Source organism: Winogradskyella litorisediminis, assembly GCF_042675765.1.
GTDB classification, from domain to species: Bacteria; Bacteroidota; Bacteroidia; order Flavobacteriales; family Flavobacteriaceae; genus Winogradskyella; species Winogradskyella litorisediminis.
Genome location: NZ_JBHTJL010000011.1, coordinates 17,203 through 38,935, shown reverse-complemented (window position 1 = coordinate 38,935; position 21,733 = coordinate 17,203). Strand labels below are relative to the sequence as shown.

Here is a 21,733-nt window from a genome sequence, read left to right as displayed (position 1 = left end):
AGTATTAAAGATTTTAATTTTCAACATTCATTCGGCGTCGCTCTAAAGGGGAATTGACAATGTATGGCTGTGTATCACCCAAACTATTTAAAGGAGCATACAACAATGGTTGACCTTTGGACGCAAATTTTAAATCTCTATTTAATGGTTTATTTATAAACACCTCTTGAGCAAAAAACTCTCTAAACTGATAGCCTGTAACTTCTCTTGATTTGTAAATTTCTCTTCCATCGGTATCTTCAATGTTTTTAATTGTAAACTCTAAATTTTTCATATCATTTTCAAACAATTCAGATAAAGAATTATCAAAATCATTTACAAAAACTTGAATACGCTTTGGACTAATGATTTTTACTGATTTAATTAAAACTTTCTTTTTACGTAATCGTATTTTAAAATTACGTTTATTAATTTTCTTAGTAGCTACCTCATTATTAAAAAGCACTTCAAAACATTGATTTTCTTTATTATAAATCACCTTTTCATCTCTAAATACAAAATCATCAGTTACAATGAACCTGTTGTTGAATGATATGTAATTTAAGTACATTTTATCTCCTAACTGTTTATACTCAATTCTAACATTAAAGAGTGGATTACGCTGATTAAAATCGTACATCGTATAATTAAATGCATGTATTGCATAATCTTTTAATGAAATTGATATATTTCCTAAAACTTTTAGTTTTTCAGCAGTTTGTGTTCCTTTTACGCGTTGCTGAACTCCTTTTCGTTGATTTGTTAATGTGGTAAAGGAAACATTTACAATAGGATTATCTTCATCAAAAACAAAACCTTCTTTAGAAAAGATATGATTACGAACAAAGTTTTCTGCTAGCTTATAGACATAAGAAAAACTATTTAAATTATAGTTTCTAATGGGATTATGAACATTTAAAATACTCAATTCATTTCCGCCAAAAGCTAATAAATCTGCATTTTGCACATACTTACTTTCGCCATTATACTCTTGCGAATATTGCGTGCTTGATTTAAAATCGGGATTTCTTTCAAATGAATAAAAAACATTTCTATTATTAACGTCTGATATTTTTTCAGTACCGATACCTGCGTCAAATTGTTCTAATATACCTTCATTTAAATTGTAATATTCGTCGTTTACTAATTGGTAATCTCTATAATATCCAATAATAGAATGTGGATTATTATCTAAGTTTTCTGGTATCTTATCGATGGCAATTTGAACAATTTCATTTCCAAGAATCCTTTTATTCTTTTTTATTAAACTACCAACATTTATGGCTTTTTGCCGATTGTTTTTAGTAACGTTTAAAATAACTAAATCAAGCGCTTCAGTTTGAGGTGACATCTCTAGTATATTGACTTCGGTAACCGATAATATCTTTGGAGAAATTTCTAAATCATTATATCCTAATGCCGTGATTGTTAAATCTGGTATATTATTAATATCAATATATGGAATTCTAAATCTACCATCATAATCTGCAACAATACCTCTACTCGTACCTTTAAAAATAGCTGTAGCAAAGGAAATTGGTTCTTTAGTATCTGCATCCAGCAATTCTATTTTTAATTCGTTTTGCGAAATAGAAAGCCATGTAGAAAATAGGGTTAAAATTGTTAGAAGAAGCTTTTTAAGCATTGGTAAATTTTGAAATAAGATTGATGAGCATAAATATAGCAATAAATTAAGCTTTTATATTTTGTTATTTAATTAACAATATGTTTTAAAATTGATTTTTTCATTCATTTAGTATTACCAAAAGAAATCAATCTGTAATTTTGAACAAAACTCATAAGATGAATACCCAATTATTAAAAATTGCTGAGGAATTTGGAAGTCCTATCTACGTTTACGACTCAGCAAAAATAATATCACAATATAACAGATTACAAAATGCATTTAGCAGCGTCAACAGTTTAAAATTGAACTATGCTGCAAAAGCATTATCAAATATTTCAATATTAAAGTTATTTAAATCTTTAGATTCGGGTTTAGATACCGTTTCTATACAAGAAGTTAAATTGGGTTTAAAAGCAGGATTTGCACCAGAATCCATCATATTTACACCAAATGGCGTATCGCTTCAAGAGATTGAAGCAGTTGCGGAAATGGGTGTGCAAATAAATATTGATAACCTTTCTATATTAGAACAGTTTGGTACTAAACATCCAAAAATTCCGGTTTGTATTCGTATAAATCCGCATGTTATGGCTGGCGGAAATACAAATATTTCAGTTGGACATATAGACAGCAAGTTTGGCATTTCTATTCATCAGATTCCACTTTTACTTCGTATTGTTGAAAATACAGGAATGAACATCAATGGCATTCACATGCACACAGGAAGTGATATTTTAGATATTGATGTGTTTCTTTATGCTAGCGAAATTTTGTTTGAAACCGCAAAAAACTTCAAAAATCTAGACTTTATAGATTTTGGTTCAGGATTTAAAGTGCCATATAAGGCAGGCGATATTGAGACAAATATTGAAGAATTGGGCGAAAAGCTTTCTACGCGTTTCAATGAATTTTGTGTTGAATATGGTAGAGAATTGACTTTGGCCTTTGAGCCAGGTAAATTTTTAGTGAGTGAAGCCGGAGTCTTTTTGGCAAAAGTTAATGTGGTAAAACAAACGACCTCAACTGTTTTTGCACAAATCGACTCTGGTTTTAACCATCTTATAAGACCGATGCTTTATGGTTCTCAGCACGAAATTGTAAATATTTCGAACCCAGAAGGTCGTCAGCGTTTTTACTCTGTCGTTGGGTACATCTGTGAAACGGATACATTTGCTAACAACCGCAGAATTTCGGAAATAAATGAAGGTGATATCTTATGCTTTAAAAATGCTGGCGCATATTGCTTTACCATGGCTAGTAATTATAACTCACGCTATAGACCAGCAGAAGTTTTAATACATAATGGAGAAGCGCATCTCATTAGAAAACGGGAAATTTTTGAAGACATATTGCACAATCAGGTAGAAATGGCTTTTTAATCTCTCACTTTTCCAGTAAAATGATTAACCTTAGGGTTAATAGGATTTCCTGTAGCGCGTCTATAAACTGCTAGTTGCCCACAATGCCAAATAGCATCTGAAATTGGTCCGTTAATTTGATTCCAAAAGGGAATTTTTTGCTCTCCGAAAATGATATTATATTCTGAAATATCATCGCTTTCTCGCAAAATATCGGCAGCAATTTTTAAATTTTTGAGTGTTGCAGAACGTTTGTCTTCGTAGGCCATTTCATCTTTCTTACCTCGCGAATTTGACTTTTTTAAAGTAGAGTTGACAATGATTTTAGATAAGTCGTAAATATGATTGATGGTTTCTTCTGCAGAACGACCATCTGCATTTAATTTATAAACTAAATCTTTCTCAGTTAAATCTTTTGTTGCCCAATAAAACCGAAACCCTAGAGCATCAACCATTCGCGCGGCAAGAGTTCCTGCAGTAAACTTCTCGGAATATTCGGGCAATTCATAATAAGGGACATTATCATCGGATTGAGCAATTAAAAATTGCATACTCGCTAAAAGAATGAGGCTAAATGTTTTAATTTTATTCAAAATTAATTTGATTAAAAAATATTATGGCGAAAGATAAAAAAGATATGCCTTATATCGTTAATAGAAAACCAGCAGATATGCATGACGATGGTGTCCATTTTAACGAAGAATTATTAGCTAAAAAGCGTAAAAAAGAACTTCAAAAACAAAAAATCGACAAAAAAAAGTCTGATTAGTCTCTGAGTTGACGCGCATTCTGAATTTGATTAACACCGTATTTATCAAACAAATATACCAACGAGGTCATTGTAGCTGCGCCCAATTCTAATTCGCGCTTATTAACAGCGTCGAATGTATCGTTAGATGCATGATGATAATCAAAATAGCGTTGAGAGTCTGGTCGTAATCCTGCCAAAACAATATTATCGTTTTTTAATGGTCCAATATCTGCACCACTATAACCTTTCTCAAAAAAGTGAATTAAATAGGGTTTAAATAAACTACGCCATTGCTCTATTTGAGCCAAGTTAGCATCACTACAATCAAAACTAAAACCTCTAGGTGTAAATCCACCTGAATCACTTTCTAAAGCAAAAATGTGGTTTTCACCTTTTGCTTTGGCAACCTCAGCATACTTACGTCCGCCACGTAGTCCATTTTCTTCATTCATAAATAATACAACACGGATACTTCGTTTTGGTTTTATCCCACTTTCTTTAAGTAATCTTAGAACTTCCATAGATTGTACAACGCCTGCACCATCATCGTGTGAACCGTCACCCAAGTCCCAAGAATCTAAATGTCCGCCAACGACCAAATATTCATCTGGAAATTCACTTCCTGTAATTTCGCCAATAACATTATACGACAAAACATCATCGTATTGTTGACAGCTTTGTTTGAAATAGAATTCGAGATTATTATTCTTTTCTAATAATTCTGAAAGCGTATTTGCATCATTAGTACTTATCGCTGCTGAAGGAATGCGTTTATTTTCCGGCAGGTCTAAATAGCCCATGCTTCCTGTATGCGGAAAATCGTCCTGACGTAAATTTAATGACCTAACAATAACACCAACAGCACCAAATTTTGAAGCTTCATAAGCACCAGCATAACGTTGTCTTGAGCAACCGCCGTAAGCCTCGAACGTATTGATTAAGTCTGCTTGCATTGCGCCATTGAAGAATACGATTTTACCTTTGACTTTGTCTTCACCAAGCTCAGCGAGCTCTTCAAAACTTTTAACCTCAACAACTTTGGCTTGCAGGCCATTTTCTCCCGTTGCTGTTGAACCACCGAGTGCGCATATGTTTACATCTATTTTGGTAGTTAATCCTTCACTCTTTAAGATAATTTCACCCTCTTCTTTTTCGCCTCTTACCCATTTTGGCACCATAACTTCTTGCAACCAAACTTTATCAAGTCCTAACTTTTCTAGTTCAGCTTTTGTATATTCTACGGCTTTTTGAGCATTCTCAGAGCCAGACAGACGACCTCCGATTTCGTTAGATAAATAATCTAACCACGCGTAACTCTGTCCATTAGTTAAGGATTGTTTGTAAATGGCTTTTAAAGTTGCTTCATCGTTTTGAGAATAAACTGAGATACTAAAAAAAGCAAGTAAGACTACTAAAATTCTATTCATTTTCCAGTTGAGATTTATATATGTGAATATTTTCTTTTTCTTTAGCAGGTAACTCTGGCTCCACAATGTCTGTATACTGCTTTAAAGTATCATACAAGATTTTAGCTACAATATAACGTGCAGTTGGTTTATCGTCTGCAGGAATATTAAACCAAGGTGCGTGAGGTTTTGAAGTGTTGTTTAGCACATCTTCATAACAGTCTTGGTATTTATCCCACAACTTACGCTCTTTAAGGTCATCCGCAGAAAACTTCCATTGTTTTTCAGGTTTATTAAGACGTCTTAGTAATCTATTTTTTTGTTCGTCTTTTGATAGATTTAAAAAAAACTTAAAAATGATAGTACCGTTGTCTGCAATATGTTGCTCAAAATTATTAATTTCATTAAATCGACGTTGCCAAAATGCATTTGTAACATCTTCTACTGAGTTGATGTCTGGCATATTTTCAAACTTTAAATAATTAGGATGCACGCGTGTTACAAGAACATTTTCGTAATGTGTGCGGTTAAAAATACCAAATTTACCACGAGCTGGTAACGCTATGTAATGCCGCCACAAATAATCATGTTTAAGCTCTAATTCGGTTGGTTTTTTAAAGCTATGCGCCACAATACCCCGAACATTAAACTCCTTAAAAACCTCACGAATTAAGCTGTCTTTACCTGCTGTATCCATTCCTTGAATACACATCAACACAGCATATTTGCCATGAGCATACATTTTATTTTGTAGGTCTGCTAATTTTTTGCTCAGCTTATTCATCTCATCCTCAATCTTTTTTTTATCTTCTTGAAGGTCGAAAGTGGTCGAAAGATTTTTGATATCTATTTGAGATGAAATTTTAAAATCTGAAATGCTTACGTTTTTCATCGTTATTTATATTTATTTTGATGCAAAAGATTTCACATCAGCTTCACTAACTTCTGTTCCACCAAGAATAATTAGTCGTTCTACGACATTTCTTAGTTCACGAATATTACCTGTCCAATCATAATCTTGTAGCAACTTTATAGCACTTTCTGAAAATGTTTTAGTCGCAGTTCCTTGTTCTTCAGAAATCTTTTTTGCAAAATAATTGATGAGTAACGGTATGTCTTCTCGTCTCTCATTTAATGCTGGAACTTCGATTAAAATAACCGCTAATCTGTGGTATAAATCTTCACGGAATTTTCCGTCTTCAATTTCCTTTTTTAAATTTTTATTGGTAGCCGCTACAACACGAACATCTACTTTAATATCCTTATCGCTACCAACTCGCTGAATACGACTTTCTTGCAAAGCACGTAATACTTTAGCTTGGGCAGAGAGACTCATATCACCTATTTCGTCTAGAAAAATGGTTCCGCCATTAGCAGCTTCAAACTTACCTGCGCGGTCTTTTGCAGCAGATGTAAATGCTCCTTTTACATGTCCAAAAAGTTCGCTTTCTATAAGTTCACTTGGTATGGCAGCGCAATTAACTTCAATCATTGGACCTTTACTACGCTCACTTTTTTGGTGTAACCAATGTGCAACAAGTTCTTTTCCTGTTCCGTTTGGTCCAGTGACTAACACGCGCGCATCGGTTGGCGCAACTTTGTCAATCATATCTTTAATACGGTCAATAGCAGGACTTTCTCCCACCATCTCGTATTTTTTAGAAACTTTCTTTTTTAAACGCTTGTTCTCTACCACTAATTCTTTACGGTCTAGCGCTATACGAACTGTGTTTAATAATCTGTTTAAATCTGGCGGTTTAGAAATATAATCAAAAGCTCCTAAACGCATCGTGTTTACAGCAGTATCTAAATCACCATGACCAGAAATCATAACCATCGGTATTTCGGGCTTAATTTTTTTGACAGCTTCAAGCACTTCTACACCATCCATTTTCGGCATCTTGATATCGCAAAGTACGAGGTCGTAATCTTTCTTTTTTATCATCTCGACACCAGCTAGACCGTCTTCTGCTTCTTCAACGGCATAAGTGTCACTTTCTTCAGAAAGAATTTTAACTAATACACGGCGAATAGCCGCTTCATCTTCTATAATAAGTATATGTTGCATGTTATATTTTAAATTTTATTCCCGTTCTTAGATAAAACGCATTTCTTTCGTTAAGTTGAAATACGTCATCTCTATCATCATTTCTTAATACATTTCGTAATCTAAAGGTATATCCTGAATATAGATAAGCCACTAAATGCTCAGTGAAGCAATATTCATAACCCAAGCCAGCAACGGCAACTGATAAAGAAATGTTATCTGCTTGTTGCCCATTTATTGTTATCGGCCTTTGTAAGTTAGCAAAATATCCGTCTAATGTCGCATATGTCTGAACAATGCTAGACTCATTAAAATAATATTTTAAATTAGATTTTGGTATTCCTGCACTGTAAGACCATTTATCATTTATTCTTCTAAAATAGTTTATAAATGGTAATGGAATTGGCACACCAGCAGTAGTGTTATATGTTAATCCGTAAATCCAACGATGCGGTTTTTTTGCAGATGGGTCAGCGGTTCTGTCGTTAATGGCAAAAACACCACCGTTTAAAAATAAATCGTCTTTAGTAATTGTGTGGTTTAAAGTTGAAGCGATACGTGGATTTAGTTTAAGTCCTATGCGCCAATATTCGCTGGTTTTAAAAGTATAACCTAAGTTTAAATCTATAATATTTAAAGCGCTTAATTGCTCTCTATCAAAGGGATAAACTTCGTTTAGATTTATAAAAATTCTATTATATTCAGCTCCAACGACAAAGTAAGTATCTTCTTTTAATTCAATAGGATAATTTAACATTAATCGAAGCCTTGTGTATGTATCTTCGGATTTGCTGCTTGGAATAAATGAATATTCCAAACGTGCTAAATCTGTCAATTGCGCATAAGATAGACAGCTACCAATTAATGCAATTGTTAAAACTATTTTTTTATAGAATTTAAATTCTTTCGTCATAAATAAAACTAATTGTAGTTTTTCGCTTTTAATATTTTAACCACTTAAATAATTCCTTGTATGTAGCTTTTTTGCCATACATCAAAATACCAACGCGGTATATTTTTGCAGCAAACCAAACGGTAAATGTAAATGTCCCAATAAGCAATAAAAGGCTTACAATTTGTTGCCAAATGGGCACACCAAACGGAATACGCATAAGCATTACTACTGGTGAGGTAAATGGTATAAATGAAAATACCGTAGAAACAGTTCCGTGTGGATCATCAATAACCGTAAATACACCAACATAAACTGCCAATATTAATGGCATTAAAATAGGCAACATAAACTGTTGGGTATCCGTTTCGCTATCAACAGCTGCACCAACTGCTGCATAAAGTGAGCTGTATAATAAATAGCCACCAATAAAGAAAAACAAGAACGCAATCACTAGGTTTACTAACGGCAAATTTTGAAATGATTGTACTGCAATAGCCATTTCATTTTGCATGGCAGGATTTTCCATCGCTTGCTGAACTAACTCTTGATTTTGAGTTGTGGAAGACATTAAATCTATATTAAACACCACACTCAAAATTGTGCCAAGAACTCCTAAAAGCACTATCCAAATGGCAAATTGCGTAACTCCAGCTAAAGACGTCCCAATGATTTTACCCATCATTAATTGCACTGGTTTTACTGAAGAAATAATAACCTCAATAATTCGAGATGTTTTTTCTTCAATGACACTACGCATTATCATGTTACCATAAATAATAATGAACATAAAGAGCAAATAACCTGCAGCACCACCAAAAGCGAGTTTAAACAAATTATCAATTTTTGAACTTTTTTGACCTTCAAAACTTTCTTGAGAAATGCTTACATTAGCTCGAGATGCCTCAATCTGTTCTACATCTAATCCATTAGAAATTAATTTTAATTCTCTAAGTTTTCTTTCAATTTTATTCTCTAATCCGTTAATAATGGTTAAAGATGGCGATTCTTCAGAGTAAAAACGCACTGATTTACTAACATCATCCAAACTGCCGTTACCTATATATAGAAGTCCATATTGGTCTTTTTCTTTAACAGTAGTTTTGGCGTCTTCAATTGAACCAGAGTTGACGTAGTTGTAGGTTGTATTATCGGTATTGGTAAAGGTTTGAGAAAATAAACCAGATTCATCTAAAATAGAAATCGTTCGTTTTTTATCGCCATTAAGTTGTGCTAAATAAGCCACAACACTAATTAAGGCAATCATTATTAACGGACTCACAAAGGTCATAATAATAAACGATTTGTTTCTCACCTTAGTAAGATATTCGCGTTTTATGATAAGTGGTAAATGATTCATCCTCTAATTATTTTTTACAGTTTGAATAAAAATATCACTTGCCGATGGTATAACTTCAACAAAGTGATGCACTTCGGCTCTTGAGGTTAAAAATGACAACAATTCATTTGGCGAATGCTCTGGTGAAATTTTTACATTCATTTTAATATCATCATACACATTTTTGAAGGTTGCTGGCAAAACTTCAAACTTAGCTTTAATATCATTAAGTAATGTTTCTGATTGGGCAGATTGTAATCCAACTTCAAACGTGTTTGACTTAAATTGTCGCTTAATATCTATTAATTTTCCGTCTAATATTTTTTTTGATTTATGAATTAGAGCAATATGGTCGCACAGTTCTTCAACAGATTCCATTCGATGTGTTGAAAATATAACCGTTGCACCATCATCTCTAAGTTTCAAAATTTCGTCCTTTATTAAGTTGGCGTTTATAGGATCAAATCCTGAAAACGGTTCATCAAAAATGAGCAGCTTTGGTTTGTGCATTACTGTAACGATGAACTGTATTTTCTGAGCTTGTCCTTTACTTAATTCTTGAATTTTTTTGTTCCACCAAGCACCTATTTCAAACTTATCGAACCAATACTTTAATTGAGTTTTAGCTTCAGATTTAGACATACCTTTAAGTTGCGCTAGGTATAAAGCCTGCTCTCCTACTTTCATAGATTTATACAGTCCACGTTCTTCTGGCAAATAACCAATATCTTTAATGTGTTCTGGTTGCAACGGTTGCCCATCGAGCAAAACTTTGCCAGTATCTGGCAATGTAATTTGATTAATAATCCGAATTAAAGTTGTTTTACCTGCACCATTTGGACCAAGAAGCCCAAAAATACTGCCTTTAGGAACTTTGACAGAAACCTCGTTAAGCGCTTTAAAATTTCCAAAATTTTTGGAAACTGCATCTGCAACAAGCAAGTTTGACATTTACGTTGTTTTTGAATTTAGGTTGAAACGTAAATATATTAAATGTAAGATGGAATAATAAGCCTTTTGAAAATTAAATGAATTCAATTAAATCGTTAAACAAAATCAAGAAATACAAAAACTAATTTAGTTCAAGAAAAACAAAACCCACCCTTTTCGCAAAAAAAGGATGGGAAAAAATTGCTATGAAAAAGAAAAATTACCGCTGAATAGCATCAGCGATAATTCAAATATACTATTTTTTATGATATAGCCTTAAAAATTAAGAAAACATATCTTTTACCTTCTCAAAAAAGGACTTGTCCGTGCTTTCTGGTTTTGGCTGAAAATGCTCGTCTTCGCGCATACTCTCAAAGAAATCTTTTTGGCTTTTGTTTAATGTTTTAGGTGTCCAAACATTGACATGCACTAACAAATCACCTTTGCCGTAACCATTGATACTCGGAATTCCTTTTCCTCTTAAACGTAAAATTTTTCCAGACTGAACACCTGGCTCAATTTTGATACGCACTTTTCCTGTAACAGTATCTATCTCCATAGAATTACCTAAAACTGCATCTGGTAAACTTACGTACAAATCGTAATGTAAATTATCACCTTCGCGCTTTAAAGTTGGATGGTCTTCTTCTTGAATAACAACAAGCAAATCTCCAGAAATGCCATTTCCTGGTGCGGAATTTCCTTTTCCAGTGACTTTTAGTTGCATACCGTCTTGAACACCAGCAGGAATTTTGACAGTCACCATTTCGTCCTTAGTAATAAGGCCTTGAGCATCTGCACCTGCAGGTTTTTTGTCAATAGTTTGACCAGAGCCACCACAAGTATTACAAGGTGATGCAGTTTGCATTCGTCCTAAAATAGTGTTTTGAACACGAGTTATTTGACCCGAACCATTACACGTAGAACATGTTTTGTATGAAACACCATCGGCTTGTACTTTGCGCTTAACTTTTATTTTCTTTTCGACACCGTTTGCAACATCCTCTAAAGATAAATTTACACGGATGCGAAGATTGCTTCCTTTAACAACACGACGTCCGCCGCCGCCAAAACCGCTAAAGCCTCCGCCAAAACCACCACCAAAAATATCTCCAAACTGACTGAATATGTCATCCATATTCATTCCGCCACCGCCAAAGCCACCTGCTCCGCCTTCAAATGCCTGATGTCCAAACTGGTCATAACGTGCTTTTTTGTCGGCATCGCTCAGGACTTCGTAAGCTTCTGCTGCTTTTTTAAACTTTTCTTCAGCCTCTTTATCATCAGGATTTTTATCTGGATGATACTTCATTGCCGTTTTTCTGTAAGCCTTTTTAATTTCAGCTGCACTTGCATCTTTACTTATGCCTAATATGTCGTAAAAATCTTCTTTCATCGAAATTTGTAATTCGTTTCCACAGAAGTGGAAGTCTTTTTTTAATTGCTATCGATATATCCAAAATAAAAAAATAGGACAATCGAGCTAAACTAGATTTATTGTCCAATAACTACTTTTGGAAAACGGATAACTTTTTCCCCAAGCTTATAACCTTTTTCAACCACATCTATAATTTTTCCTTTTAAATCGTCGCTTGGAGCTGGAATTTGGGTTACTGCTTCGTGATTGTCGGCATTAAAATCATCTCCTTTTTTAACTTCAATTTTTGACAATCCTTTTTGCTCTAACGTATTAATCAACTTATTATAGATTAATAACACACCTTTTCGCAATTCTTCAGCTTCTTTGTCTTCTTCAATATGCATTAGAGCACGCTCAAAATCGTCAAGCACTGGCAACATTGAAACCATTACATCTTGACTTGCAGTTTTAAATAAATCAAAACGCTCTTTTGTGGTGCGCTTTTTATAATTTTCGAACTCAGCAAAAAGACGCATAAATTTATCTTTTTCTTCTGCTAACTGATTTTGAAGTTTTTCTTCTCCAGTCTTAGACTCTTCAACTTGTGCTTCACCCTCAAGTGTATCTACATCGTTAGCTTCAACTTGTGGCTCTTCTGCTTTTGTGTTTTTATCTTTTTTGCCCATTATTTTAGACTATTTTAAACTTTATTTAACGAAGGGCAAAAGTACTGCCAATATTCAGAAAATGTCAAAATGTCATTAACATTTATTTAAATATTTTACAGTAGAATAAGTCATACCTTTTAAAATCTAACCAAATAATATGAAAATTATGAAAAACAAAATTTTTAGTCTTACTATTTTAATGCTCGTCATTATTACAAGTTGTAAGGACAAAGCAAATGAAGTTGAAACAAAAGACGCAGAAAAAGTAGCAAAAGCAGAAGAAAGTGCAGTATCATATACTGTTGATACAGACAATTCTCTAATTATGTGGAAAGGTTTCAAGCCAACTGGCTCGCACAATGGTGTTATTACTGTTTCTGGTGGTGATTTTGAATTAAAAGACGATAATCTCCAAAGTGGTAGCGTTACTATTGACATGAAAAGCATTGAAGTTTTAGACATTCCGAAGGAAGAAAAAGGCAATGCAAAATTAAAAGGCCATTTAACTAGTGCTGATTTTTTTGATGTTGAAACTTACCCTTATGCTAATTTTGCAATTACAGATGTTTCGGAATCTGATGGAAAAACAATGATTGAAGGTAACTTGACAATCAAGGATGTTACTAATAACATAAGTATACCTGTTACCACTACAGTTGACGGTGACAGAATGACTTTGAAAAGCGAGAAATTTACTATAGACCGCTCTAAGTGGAATGTAAGATACGGTTCAAAATCCTTTTTTGATGACTTAGGAGATTCTTTTATTAACGATGATATTGAGCTTCAGATAGATGTAAACGCATCAAAATCATAATACGGTATTTTATAATTTTTAAAATCTCTCACTAAGCGTGAGAGATTTTTTTTCTTCAATTTAGAGCAAAAAAAACATCCCGAAATTCGGGATGTTTTTCTTTTTCATAGCAGTTTTTCCTAATAATTATTTAGGCATTACTACACTGTCAATTACGTGGATTACTCCATTACTAGCTTTTACATCTGTAGCTGTAATTTCGCTGTAATTTCCATTTCCGTCTTTTAACCAAATTTTTCCGTCTTTTGACATTACAGTTAATACAGAACCATTAAGTGCTTTTACCTCAACTTTACCATCATTCTTTTTTAAAGCTGCAACGACATCGCTAGCCATTAATTTAGAAGGCACAACGTGGTATGTTAACACATTTGCTAAAGCTTTTTGATTTTCTGGTTTAAGCAAATTAGTTAGAGCAGCTTTATCAACTTTAGCAAACGCCGCGTTTGTTGGAGCAAATACTGTAAAAGGTCCATCACCTTGTAATGCCGATACTAAATCTGCTGCCTTTAATGCTGTTACTAAAGTTGAAAAATCCTCGTTTCCAACAGCAACGTCTACAATTGTTTTTTGAGCTGTTGCCACAGTACTAAAAGTTAATGCTGCTACCATGCTAAAAATAAATACAATCTTTTTCATAATTTTAAAATTTTAGGTTATTGTTAATTTCAGGTTATTTTACTCAAAATTACAATACTTACTTCTAGCTTTTTCACAAAAAAATACAATTGGTAAATATTTAACAACTAGTAACTTAAAGCCTTTTCAAAGATAAATTTTAAAAAATAATGCAATACGTTAAAAATCAATTGTTTAACTTTTATAAAAATAAGTTAAACAAAAAAAATTAGTATTTAGTTTTATTTTTTAAAAGAGCTAAATCTTAATTTTATCTTAATACATCTATTAAACAGTTACATTTGCAGCAAACAATAACTTATGTCATTTAAAGACTTAAATCTTAACAAACCGCTTTTACGTGCTATTTCAGAATCTGGTTATGATGAACCGACTTTAATTCAAGAGCGTTGCATTCCGCATATAATTGAAAAGAAAGATGTTGTTGCTTCAGCACAAACCGGAACTGGGAAAACAGCTGCTTTTGCATTACCTATTTTGCAGTTATTGTTTGATAAGCAAGATGCACCAAAACGTGGCAAAAAAATCCGAGCACTCATTGTGAGTCCTACTCGCGAATTGGCTGTACAGATAAATGACAATTTTAAAACTTACGCAAAGCATACAAATTTAAGGTCAACAGTTATTTTTGGAGGCACTTCTATCGAGCCACAAATTGATGTTTTAAAGAAAGGTGTGGACATCTTAATTGCAACGCCAGGACGTTTGTTGGATTTGCACAAACAAGATTACGTCAATCTCGACTATATTGAAACTTTGGTTCTCGACGAAGCCGATTTAATGCTCGATATGGGCTTTATTGACGACGTTAAAAAAATTGAACGTTTATGCCCAGAAGACAGACAAACTTTACTTTTTTCGGCAACGATTCCTTATAAAGTAGAACAATTGGCAAACTCTATTTTAAAAGAGCCAATTCGTATAGATGTGACGCCATCAAAATCTGTAGCAACTGCTATTAATCAGGTGTTGTATTATGTACCAAAGCGAAACAAAATGGAGTTATGCTTACACCTTTTACGAAACACAGTTAAAGGCAATATTCTCATTTTTAGACGCACAAAATTTGGGGTCGATAAACTAGAAAAAACACTTCAAAAAAATGGTTACTTAGTCGATAGCATTCATGGCGATAAAAATCAGAGCGATAGACAAACGGCACTAAATAAATTTAAAACGGGTTATGTAAAAATTCTTATTGCCACTGACGTTGCCGCTCGTGGTATTGATATTAATGAATTAGATTCTGTCATAAATTTTGATATGCCTAACGTACCAGATACGTATGTGCATAGAATTGGCCGAACAGGTCGTGCTGGAAATGTTGGTACGGCATATTCGTTATGCTCGGCAGATGAAAAGAGTTATGTAAAGACTATACAAGAATCAATAAATATTCAGATTCCTGTTGAGGAAGACCATCCTTTTCCTTTAGACCCAAAAGCGAAACCAATTGTGCATAAAAAGAAAGGCAGCAAGTATAAAAAAGGACGTAAAGGTGAAGGTTCTAAAAAGAAGAAAAAGCGTTGGTATTAAAAGCCCATCTTCCGTCTTCCCGAAGGGAAGAAACTTTAGCCAGTTTGAGGTTACAATGCTTTGTGGTTAAATTTTTAATGATTTAAAATTGAAATTTAAGAAATGAATTACGACACTCTGATGTACATCCATTTAATAACCGTTGTGCCTTGCGTATTTATTGGTGGTTATTTACTGATTGTAAAAAAGGGAACAAAACTTCATAAATCATTAGGTCGTATTTACATGATTTTAATGTTGTTTACAGCGATTTTGACCCTTTTTATGCCAGCTGCAGTTGGTAGTACGCTTTTTAATCATTTTGGATGGATTCACCTATTTAGTGTTTTAACCATTTGGACTGTGCCAACAGCATATCTTGCCATAAAAAAAGGGAATATAAAGGCTCACAAAAGAAAGATGATTTTACTTTATTTTGGAGCCTTAATTATTGCTGGTGCATTTACCTTAATGCCTGGTCGTTATTTGCACCAATTGTTTTTTGGATAAAACTAATCAAACGTCATCTCGAATAACAAATAATGCTTTATACCAAATTTTGTTCCCCAGTTTTCTAGGTCTTTTCCTGCTGTACCAACCTCGCACCAAGATTTTGAACCGTCTTCGCGCTCGTATGGTAAAATATAAGCTAAGAGATAAAACGGCTTATTATACTGAATGTCTAGATTGCTTTCATCTGCAATGTTGCGCAAACTGTAATCTTTAGATTTTGTAGCTTTAAATTCTTTGTTTGTACTAAAACGCGGAAATTTAAATTTCACTTGTAGTTTATTATCAACGTGCTTTGCTAAAATTCTCATTTTAAGCTCTCCCGATTTTAAAGTTTCAAATTGTGGTATGCCCAAGTTTTTACTGTCCAAAACCACAGATTCTGATTTTACCTTACCATTCCAGATTTCTTTTACAGTAATTTTATAAGTTTTCCCTTTCAACTCTTCACCCTTAAAATTTACTTTCATGTAATCGATGCCTTCAAAATCGAGAATATCACTGACTTCAATATTATCCGAACCATAATCTGTGGTCATTTTTAAATCAGTAGGTGATTTAATGTTTAGTAAATTTTCCTGACTTTGTTGTGCTGTTAAACCGCTGAAGCAAATTAATGCAGCAGCTAATACTTGTAATTTTCTCATGTTTTGTTTGTTTTTTTTAAAACACCCCTAAAGTCCCCTCAAGGGGACAATCAAGGAAATTTTATTTATTTATTTTTTTGATTGCATCCTCGTGTGTGTAAATGATGCCATGTATAATATCGAAGTAGATTTCGTTGATTGGGGCATTTTCATTTTTGGCGGCTTTGGTCATCATGGTGAATTTTTCCCCATTGCGAGTTGGTTGCATGTTAATTTCAAATTCATTGTTGCCAATAAGATTTTTAGTGTTGTTACCCACCGTTTTCATGCTGTGATTTGTCTTTGGATAAAAGAGGTGAATTTTAGAATATTCTGAAAACAGATTGAAGCGTTCAAAACTCTCAGACCAATTGTAAAACCAATATTCGCTATTAAAATCAGTGATTTTGGTTTGCTTACCAATTTCGCCTATTTGAAATTTTGAAAATTCTGAATCTATTCTAGCATTTGAAATTTCGCCTATTTTTCCATTAATAACATTTTTAAAAATATAATCACCACCAATAAGATTTGTCGCTTCAAAACCAGCACCTTCTACTTCAATTTTGTTGTAAATATTGGTTATTGCTTTGGCTTTAATAGCGCCATCATTTGATGTGATAGACAATTCATTCTGAAGGTCGTTTCTAAAATATAAATTAGAACTTTTAGCGTTGATAGTAAGCTTTACAAAAGGCGGAAGTTTAATGACAAATTCACTTCTAACCATCTTAAAACTTCCTTTGGTTAGATTTTTTAAATTGCCATTTTTATCTATCACTTTAAAACGGTCATTGAAATATTTTAAATTAGTCTTTAATCGAGGACGATTATTTTGATTAATTTCTCTTAATAGCGAATCCTTAGATTTTCTTACAATAGTATCTTTTCTAGAATTAAAATGCACGTCTCTTATTGAAATACCATGTGGAGAATTAAATTGAAAAGTTTCAATATTTACACGTCTTTTACTTTTTGCTTTGAGAGATACAACCTCAGCTGAGCCAGTGGCTTCGACCTCAATTTCGTCAATCATCGCAGATATTTTCTTCTTAGAATAACCATCGAATTCCATAACATAATCAAAATGAATTTTGCCATCTGTAGCTTCTTCAAAAGCCACAGATATATTATCTAAGTTGAGTACTATTGATGTGTTTTTGTTGACTTCAAATTCTTTTTGAATGATACGATGCCGTTGGGCGAATACACTTACCGATGTGATGAATATCAGTAAAAACGTAAATTGATTTTTCATAATGTTCGTGGTTTTTGATTTAAAATTTTGATATGTTCTTGGATGTCTTTTAGCAATTGTAAACGTGTTTGTAAATTCTCGATTAAGCTCTCTACGACCACTATATTATTGGTGTCTTTTTTAAATGCTTTTGATACTTCTTTATAATCGGCATCTAAATCTGTTAAGCGTTTTTCATACCGTTTTACTAAAACTGAATCTGTTGCAATGGCTTTAAAATTTTGCCACTCGGCTTCAATATTTGCTAAATATTCTTTTTCTACTTGAGCAACTTGTGCTATGAGCGGATTTTCTTCACCTACTGGTTTTTGGAGTGTAAAAAAGCCCACAGTTAATGCTATGACAACCACTGCTGCTATTCGCAGAAATAGATATTTAGATGTGTTAGACTCGTTAATTTTTTCAGAATTTAACTTTGCTAAAAATTCTTTACGATGATTTTCTGGCAACTCATGTTTGGTCACGTCAACTTCATCTTTAAATAATTCTCTAATATCTCGCTTCATTATATCTTGTTTTTAGTAAATCTTGTAATTGTTGTTTCCCGCGTCTCAACTGCGTGCGTGATGTTTTTATGTTGATATTTAATATTTCTGAAATTTCCTCGTGGTCGTAACCTTCAATCAGGTAAAGTGTAATGACCAATCTGTATTTTTCGGGTAATTGCTCAATAGTTTCAACAATTTGTGTTTTGGTTATTGAGTCTTCAAACTGCCAATTATCATCTTCTATAATCTGAAGATTCTCAGTCTCTAATGATTTTGTTTCAAAGGTGTTTTTACGGATAGCATCTATACATTGGTTGATGATTATTCGCTTTAACCAAGCACCAAATGTTGATGTTTCGGTATAGTTTTCAATATTCAAAAATGCTTTTAAAAAACCTTCTTGCATGGCGTCTTTGGCGTCTTCAGTATTATTTAAATATCTGCGTGAGACAACGAACATAGCATCGCAATACCTATCATAAACCTGCATTTGTGCTTTTTGGTTGCCGCGTTTACAGGCCTTTATGAGTTGAATGTTTTTAGTTTGCATTAAGTTAAATTGGTTCTCTACTATTAAAAACGAGAAAAAAATCTGTACGTTTCAAAATGAAGAAAAAAAATAGACATTTACTATGAATATCCTTAAATTTAAAAGCTAATTACCCTTAACAAATGAGTAACGATTACAATAACCCTGCATTTAAAAAGCTTTTGCAAAAACTACAAGAAGAAAGTTGGCAATTAGAATTGCTAATTTCTGGTTTTGCCATTTTTGGATTATTTCAAGCTTTTGAGCCTTTAGAAATTCTATTTACGGAGCTTAAGTATGATGACCAAGTTATACCAGCAATAATTATTACGGTGATATTAATATCGTGTGTAATATTAACTTTTAATTTATTATTGCACGTTATTTTAAGAGGACTTTGGATTGGTGCACTGGGTTTACGCTATGTTTCTGGCGATATCGATTATGACTATTTAAATTACAGTCCAAAATTTACTAAATATCTTAAAAAGAAAGTTGGGTCCTTTGATAGATATATTGCAAGATTAGAAAATTATTGTAGTATTATTTTTGCCGCTTCATTTCTTCTAATTTTTTATGTATTAGCGTTTGCCTTTACGGCGTTTACCATTTTTTTAATAGCTAATTATATTATAGGCAACGATAGCTATGGTAATTGGGGCAAAATCATAGGAATACCCCTAATACTTTTTATTGTTTTAGGAATGCTTTTAACGTTTATCGACTTTATAACCCAAGGTTGGCTTAAGAAAAAACAGTGGATAAGCCGAATATATTTTCCTGTTTACTGGGTTTTTAGTTTTATAACACTTGCCTTTTTGTATCGCCCAATTGTCTATAATTTTTTAGACAACAAATTTGGAAAACGAATTAGCTTAATATTGATTCCGCTTTACATTACACTATTAATAGCAACTTCATTTAATTATAAAAATTCAAATTATTTTCATAAAAATTTGAATTCAAATGAGATTATCGCTAATTCTTCTAATTATGAAAATCTATTAATTGAGAAGGATGATTTTGCTTCAGATATTACAATTTCATCAAAAGTGATAAGCAATAACTACATTAATGTGTTTATGCTTTTTGAAGAAGACATAGAAAATCATGTATTTGATTTTAATCCTAATCTGAAACCAAAAACCGATGTAAGAGGTTTTAGCTCGGATATTATATATTCTACTCACAATAAATCTAGAACTTACGACAGCTTAAGAAAAGCATATATAAAAACGGTAAATGATATATATTCTATAAAGATAGACTCAATAGATTATGATACTAATTTCGTTGTTTCATTTAACACTAAAAAACAAAAAGGTTTAGAGACGTATTTGGGAATCAAAGAACTTTCTGAAGGCAAACATCTTCTTAGAGTAATTAGAAAATATATTATTAAAAATGATACAACGGCTTATGAAATTAAAAAAATTCCGTTTTGGTATTATCCAGATTAAAACTGCAAGCGTTTATTAATGTAATTTTTTAAGATTGAAACCTGAAAGCCTATCATTACCATTGTAGTTATGAGAGCATAAACGAGCGTTTGAGATAGATTAAACTCCACATCTTTCAATGGATTAAAGTTGAATTGCGATAGATTCATCAATTCCGAAAGCTTCGATGTAGACTTGCTATCATCTAAAAACGCATACACCACAACTGCAGCAAAGACAAGAGCAATACTGCACCAAACCCATTTAGAAATAAGCGGTTTATAAACAATTGGTTTAGATGTAATATTTAATTGGTGTAATACCGAATTTGTAAAATCTGCAGATGGCTTTTCTAGAGTATCATTAGCCATAAGTTTATCTACAAATGCTTCAAATTTTTTATCATTAGGTTCCATAATTACTTATTTTTTCTAAATTGAGCTGCTTCTCTAAAATTACGGCTAATTTTTTTCGAGCTCTAAATAATTTTACTTTAATGGTGTTAGAGGACACGTTTATAATTTCTGAAATTTCATCTAAAGATAATTCTTCAAAATAAAACAACGTCAGCAAATAGGCATCTTCATTAGGCAAACTGTTAATGCATTGCTTTATAACCTTTGTTTTTTCAGCTTTTATTATATGTTCTAAAGCATTGTCAATGGTTTCTATTTTATTGAAAGTAAATTCATCAATAGACACGTTATTCCTATGCTTTTTATTCTTCTTTAAATTATCGAGACACGTATTAAATGTCACTTTATAAATCCATGTCGAAAATTTTGAATCGCCCTTAAACTTATCCAATGACTTATACACTTTTACAAAGGCATCTTGAGAAACTTCTTCCGCTTCTTCTCTATTTTTCAACATCCTTAATGCCAATGTAAAGACCAAATCCTTGTAACGGTTCACCAATTGTGCGTAGGCATTTTGGTTTCCATTGAGGATTAATTTGATGAGTTGATGGTCGTTAGTAGTCATTTATTATTAAGACGACTATTATCTGATTTAGGTTACAGAAATAAAAAAAATATTTTTCTTGTAACCTCATTCTAAAACTTGTCGTCAAAAGCTATGAACACATTAAAATTAATCAATTAAAAAACAAACATTATGATTACCAGTTTACTCATCAGCACATCAGACGACGCAGCAGAATTATTAATTCCAATCAGCTTTTTTTTAGTTGTTTTTGGTATCATCTACCTCTATTTTTCAACTCGAAACAAAGAGCGCTTAGCATTAATAGAAAAAGGTGCTGACGCAAGTATTTTTAATATTGGCAAACGCGGCTCATCGTGGAAAGTCGTTGTTATTAATTTTGCATTTTTATTAATGGGTATTGGTTTAGGCTCTTTTCTAGCTGCACTTATAGACACTTACACAAACCTAGAAGAAGGCGCAATGGCTGCAGTAATTTTCTTTATGGCTGGTGTTGGTCTTTATGTTGGTTATTTGCAAACCAAAAAAGATTTAGACAGTTAACAATCAATCACATTTTAAATAAAGCCGTTATCAAATAATACGATAACGGCTTTTTTTATGTTTCAAA

At 32.8% G+C, this 21,733-nt stretch carries 24 protein-coding genes; 7 read left to right on the top strand and 17 right to left on the bottom strand.

Annotated elements, in window-relative coordinates; all coding sequences use genetic code 11:
* Positions 1-13: 13 nt before the first annotated feature.
* On the bottom strand, positions 14-1,624 hold the full coding sequence (locus ACFQ1Q_RS09240; RefSeq protein ID WP_386130333.1) for a carboxypeptidase-like regulatory domain-containing protein: 1,611 nt from the start codon (positions 1,622-1,624) through the stop codon (positions 14-16).
* Positions 1,625-1,782: 158 nt separating this feature from the next.
* Between ACFQ1Q_RS09240 and lysA the strand changes: the two genes are divergently transcribed.
* Positions 1,783-2,985, top strand: a complete 1,203-nt coding sequence (lysA, locus tag ACFQ1Q_RS09235) for a diaminopimelate decarboxylase (RefSeq protein WP_386130330.1) — start codon at positions 1,783-1,785, stop codon at positions 2,983-2,985.
* Here lysA and ACFQ1Q_RS09230 read toward each other — a convergent pair.
* Positions 2,982-3,557 (bottom strand): hypothetical protein, encoded by a 576-nt coding sequence (locus ACFQ1Q_RS09230; protein ID WP_386130327.1) that lies wholly within the window; start codon positions 3,555-3,557, stop codon positions 2,982-2,984. The two genes, lysA and ACFQ1Q_RS09230, sit on opposite strands and share 4 nt — an antisense overlap.
* A gap of 23 nt (positions 3,558-3,580) precedes the next feature.
* Here ACFQ1Q_RS09230 and ACFQ1Q_RS09225 point away from each other — a divergent pair, with 23 nt between their 5' ends.
* Positions 3,581-3,733 carry a hypothetical protein gene (locus tag ACFQ1Q_RS09225; RefSeq protein ID WP_386130324.1) on the top strand — a complete coding sequence of 51 codons (153 nt, stop codon included), beginning with the start codon at positions 3,581-3,583 and terminating at the stop codon, positions 3,731-3,733.
* Here ACFQ1Q_RS09225 and ACFQ1Q_RS09220 read toward each other — a convergent pair.
* From ACFQ1Q_RS09220 to ACFQ1Q_RS09185, 8 genes are all read right to left on the bottom strand, one after another.
* Entirely contained in the window at positions 3,730-5,142 is a 1,413-nt protein-coding gene (locus ACFQ1Q_RS09220; RefSeq protein WP_386130322.1) for a M20/M25/M40 family metallo-hydrolase, read from the bottom strand. The genes ACFQ1Q_RS09225 and ACFQ1Q_RS09220 overlap by 4 nt on opposite strands.
* The gene (locus ACFQ1Q_RS09215) at positions 5,135-6,013 is read right to left on the bottom strand and encodes a polyphosphate kinase 2 family protein (RefSeq protein ID WP_386130320.1); all 879 of its coding nucleotides are present in this window, start codon (positions 6,011-6,013) and stop codon (positions 5,135-5,137) included. The genes ACFQ1Q_RS09220 and ACFQ1Q_RS09215 overlap by 8 nt, the downstream gene beginning before the upstream one ends.
* 12 nt (positions 6,014-6,025) lie before the next feature.
* Positions 6,026-7,189: a sigma-54-dependent transcriptional regulator gene (locus tag ACFQ1Q_RS09210; RefSeq protein WP_386130317.1), complete on the bottom strand. Its 1,164-nt coding sequence runs from the start codon at positions 7,187-7,189 to the stop codon at positions 6,026-6,028.
* A 1-nt stretch (position 7,190) separates the two neighbouring features.
* Positions 7,191-8,081 (bottom strand): DUF6268 family outer membrane beta-barrel protein, encoded by an 891-nt coding sequence (locus tag ACFQ1Q_RS09205; RefSeq protein WP_386130314.1) that lies wholly within the window; start codon positions 8,079-8,081, stop codon positions 7,191-7,193.
* A gap of 28 nt (positions 8,082-8,109) precedes the next feature.
* Positions 8,110-9,420 carry an ABC transporter permease gene (locus ACFQ1Q_RS09200; protein ID WP_386130311.1) on the bottom strand — a complete coding sequence of 437 codons (1,311 nt, stop codon included), beginning with the start codon at positions 9,418-9,420 and terminating at the stop codon, positions 8,110-8,112.
* A 3-nt stretch (positions 9,421-9,423) separates the two neighbouring features.
* The gene (locus ACFQ1Q_RS09195; RefSeq protein WP_386130308.1) at positions 9,424-10,350 is read right to left on the bottom strand and encodes an ABC transporter ATP-binding protein; all 927 of its coding nucleotides are present in this window, start codon (positions 10,348-10,350) and stop codon (positions 9,424-9,426) included.
* Between the two features lie 262 nt (positions 10,351-10,612).
* Entirely contained in the window at positions 10,613-11,725 is a 1,113-nt protein-coding gene (gene dnaJ, locus ACFQ1Q_RS09190) for a molecular chaperone DnaJ (RefSeq protein ID WP_386130305.1), read from the bottom strand.
* Between the two features lie 98 nt (positions 11,726-11,823).
* Positions 11,824-12,375: a nucleotide exchange factor GrpE gene (locus tag ACFQ1Q_RS09185; protein WP_386130303.1), complete on the bottom strand. Its 552-nt coding sequence runs from the start codon at positions 12,373-12,375 to the stop codon at positions 11,824-11,826.
* Positions 12,376-12,523: 148 nt separating this feature from the next.
* On the opposite strand from ACFQ1Q_RS09185, the gene ACFQ1Q_RS09180 reads away from it, so the two are divergent.
* Positions 12,524-13,174 (top strand): YceI family protein, encoded by a 651-nt coding sequence (locus ACFQ1Q_RS09180; protein ID WP_386130301.1) that lies wholly within the window; start codon positions 12,524-12,526, stop codon positions 13,172-13,174.
* A 126-nt stretch (positions 13,175-13,300) separates the two neighbouring features.
* Here ACFQ1Q_RS09180 and ACFQ1Q_RS09175 read toward each other — a convergent pair whose 3' ends face one another.
* The gene (locus ACFQ1Q_RS09175; RefSeq protein ID WP_386130298.1) at positions 13,301-13,813 is read right to left on the bottom strand and encodes a fasciclin domain-containing protein; all 513 of its coding nucleotides are present in this window, start codon (positions 13,811-13,813) and stop codon (positions 13,301-13,303) included.
* Between the two features lie 300 nt (positions 13,814-14,113).
* On the opposite strand from ACFQ1Q_RS09175, the gene ACFQ1Q_RS09170 reads away from it, so the two are divergent.
* Complete coding sequence (locus ACFQ1Q_RS09170) at positions 14,114-15,349, top strand: DEAD/DEAH box helicase (RefSeq protein WP_386130297.1); 1,236 nt, start codon at positions 14,114-14,116, stop codon at positions 15,347-15,349.
* 102 nt (positions 15,350-15,451) lie between these two features.
* Positions 15,452-15,838: a DUF2306 domain-containing protein gene (locus ACFQ1Q_RS09165; RefSeq protein ID WP_386130295.1), complete on the top strand. Its 387-nt coding sequence runs from the start codon at positions 15,452-15,454 to the stop codon at positions 15,836-15,838.
* Between the two features lie 2 nt (positions 15,839-15,840).
* Here the strand turns inward: ACFQ1Q_RS09165 and ACFQ1Q_RS09160 are convergent, their stop codons facing one another.
* The 4 genes from ACFQ1Q_RS09160 to ACFQ1Q_RS09145 form a co-directional block, all read right to left on the bottom strand.
* Positions 15,841-16,485, bottom strand: a complete 645-nt coding sequence (locus ACFQ1Q_RS09160) for a hypothetical protein (RefSeq protein WP_386130289.1) — start codon at positions 16,483-16,485, stop codon at positions 15,841-15,843.
* A 61-nt stretch (positions 16,486-16,546) separates the two neighbouring features.
* Positions 16,547-17,722 (bottom strand): hypothetical protein, encoded by a 1,176-nt coding sequence (locus tag ACFQ1Q_RS09155; RefSeq protein ID WP_386130287.1) that lies wholly within the window; start codon positions 17,720-17,722, stop codon positions 16,547-16,549.
* Positions 17,719-18,228, bottom strand: a complete 510-nt coding sequence (locus ACFQ1Q_RS09150) for a hypothetical protein (RefSeq protein ID WP_386130284.1) — start codon at positions 18,226-18,228, stop codon at positions 17,719-17,721. Before ACFQ1Q_RS09150 ends, ACFQ1Q_RS09155 begins: the two co-directional genes overlap by 4 nt.
* Positions 18,212-18,760 carry an RNA polymerase sigma factor gene (locus tag ACFQ1Q_RS09145; protein WP_386130281.1) on the bottom strand — a complete coding sequence of 183 codons (549 nt, stop codon included), beginning with the start codon at positions 18,758-18,760 and terminating at the stop codon, positions 18,212-18,214. The genes ACFQ1Q_RS09150 and ACFQ1Q_RS09145 overlap by 17 nt, the downstream gene beginning before the upstream one ends.
* Positions 18,761-18,882: 122 nt before the next feature.
* Between ACFQ1Q_RS09145 and ACFQ1Q_RS09140 the strand changes: the two genes are divergently transcribed.
* On the top strand, positions 18,883-20,199 hold the full coding sequence (locus ACFQ1Q_RS09140; protein WP_386130279.1) for a hypothetical protein: 1,317 nt from the start codon (positions 18,883-18,885) through the stop codon (positions 20,197-20,199).
* Here the strand turns inward: ACFQ1Q_RS09140 and ACFQ1Q_RS09135 are convergent.
* The gene (locus ACFQ1Q_RS09135; protein WP_386130276.1) at positions 20,196-20,594 is read right to left on the bottom strand and encodes a hypothetical protein; all 399 of its coding nucleotides are present in this window, start codon (positions 20,592-20,594) and stop codon (positions 20,196-20,198) included. The genes ACFQ1Q_RS09140 and ACFQ1Q_RS09135 overlap by 4 nt on opposite strands.
* Entirely contained in the window at positions 20,584-21,162 is a 579-nt protein-coding gene (locus ACFQ1Q_RS09130; protein ID WP_386130273.1) for an RNA polymerase sigma factor, read from the bottom strand. The genes ACFQ1Q_RS09135 and ACFQ1Q_RS09130 overlap by 11 nt, the downstream gene beginning before the upstream one ends.
* A 132-nt stretch (positions 21,163-21,294) precedes the next feature.
* Between ACFQ1Q_RS09130 and ACFQ1Q_RS09125 the strand changes: the two genes are divergently transcribed.
* Entirely contained in the window at positions 21,295-21,666 is a 372-nt protein-coding gene (locus ACFQ1Q_RS09125; protein ID WP_386130271.1) for a DUF6249 domain-containing protein, read from the top strand.
* The last annotated feature ends 67 nt before the right edge of the window (positions 21,667-21,733 follow it).

Bases quoted from the DNA above. Each gene is read 5' to 3' on its own strand.
- ACFQ1Q_RS09240 (WP_386130333.1), bottom strand. From the start codon at position 1,624: ATGCTTAAAAAGCTTCTTCTAACAATTTTAACCCTATTTTCTACATGG.
- lysA (WP_386130330.1), top strand. From the start codon at position 1,783: ATGAATACCCAATTATTAAAAATTGCTGAGGAATTTGGAAGTCCTATC.
- ACFQ1Q_RS09225 (WP_386130324.1), top strand. From the start codon at position 3,581: ATGGCGAAAGATAAAAAAGATATGCCTTATATCGTTAATAGAAAACCA.
- ACFQ1Q_RS09220 (WP_386130322.1), bottom strand. From the start codon at position 5,142: ATGAATAGAATTTTAGTAGTCTTACTTGCTTTTTTTAGTATCTCAGTT.
- ACFQ1Q_RS09215 (WP_386130320.1), bottom strand. From the start codon at position 6,013: ATGAAAAACGTAAGCATTTCAGATTTTAAAATTTCATCTCAAATAGAT.
- ACFQ1Q_RS09210 (WP_386130317.1), bottom strand. From the start codon at position 7,189: ATGCAACATATACTTATTATAGAAGATGAAGCGGCTATTCGCCGTGTA.
- ACFQ1Q_RS09205 (WP_386130314.1), bottom strand. From the start codon at position 8,081: ATGACGAAAGAATTTAAATTCTATAAAAAAATAGTTTTAACAATTGCA.
- ACFQ1Q_RS09200 (WP_386130311.1), bottom strand. From the start codon at position 9,420: ATGAATCATTTACCACTTATCATAAAACGCGAATATCTTACTAAGGTG.
- ACFQ1Q_RS09195 (WP_386130308.1), bottom strand. From the start codon at position 10,350: ATGTCAAACTTGCTTGTTGCAGATGCAGTTTCCAAAAATTTTGGAAAT.
- dnaJ (WP_386130305.1), bottom strand. From the start codon at position 11,725: ATGAAAGAAGATTTTTACGACATATTAGGCATAAGTAAAGATGCAAGT.
- ACFQ1Q_RS09185 (WP_386130303.1), bottom strand. From the start codon at position 12,375: ATGGGCAAAAAAGATAAAAACACAAAAGCAGAAGAGCCACAAGTTGAA.
- ACFQ1Q_RS09180 (WP_386130301.1), top strand. From the start codon at position 12,524: ATGAAAAACAAAATTTTTAGTCTTACTATTTTAATGCTCGTCATTATT.
- ACFQ1Q_RS09175 (WP_386130298.1), bottom strand. From the start codon at position 13,813: ATGAAAAAGATTGTATTTATTTTTAGCATGGTAGCAGCATTAACTTTT.
- ACFQ1Q_RS09170 (WP_386130297.1), top strand. From the start codon at position 14,114: ATGTCATTTAAAGACTTAAATCTTAACAAACCGCTTTTACGTGCTATT.
- ACFQ1Q_RS09165 (WP_386130295.1), top strand. From the start codon at position 15,452: ATGAATTACGACACTCTGATGTACATCCATTTAATAACCGTTGTGCCT.
- ACFQ1Q_RS09160 (WP_386130289.1), bottom strand. From the start codon at position 16,485: ATGAGAAAATTACAAGTATTAGCTGCTGCATTAATTTGCTTCAGCGGT.
- ACFQ1Q_RS09155 (WP_386130287.1), bottom strand. From the start codon at position 17,722: ATGAAAAATCAATTTACGTTTTTACTGATATTCATCACATCGGTAAGT.
- ACFQ1Q_RS09150 (WP_386130284.1), bottom strand. From the start codon at position 18,228: ATGAAGCGAGATATTAGAGAATTATTTAAAGATGAAGTTGACGTGACC.
- ACFQ1Q_RS09145 (WP_386130281.1), bottom strand. From the start codon at position 18,760: ATGCAAACTAAAAACATTCAACTCATAAAGGCCTGTAAACGCGGCAAC.
- ACFQ1Q_RS09140 (WP_386130279.1), top strand. From the start codon at position 18,883: ATGAGTAACGATTACAATAACCCTGCATTTAAAAAGCTTTTGCAAAAA.
- ACFQ1Q_RS09135 (WP_386130276.1), bottom strand. From the start codon at position 20,594: ATGGAACCTAATGATAAAAAATTTGAAGCATTTGTAGATAAACTTATG.
- ACFQ1Q_RS09130 (WP_386130273.1), bottom strand. From the start codon at position 21,162: ATGACTACTAACGACCATCAACTCATCAAATTAATCCTCAATGGAAAC.
- ACFQ1Q_RS09125 (WP_386130271.1), top strand. From the start codon at position 21,295: ATGATTACCAGTTTACTCATCAGCACATCAGACGACGCAGCAGAATTA.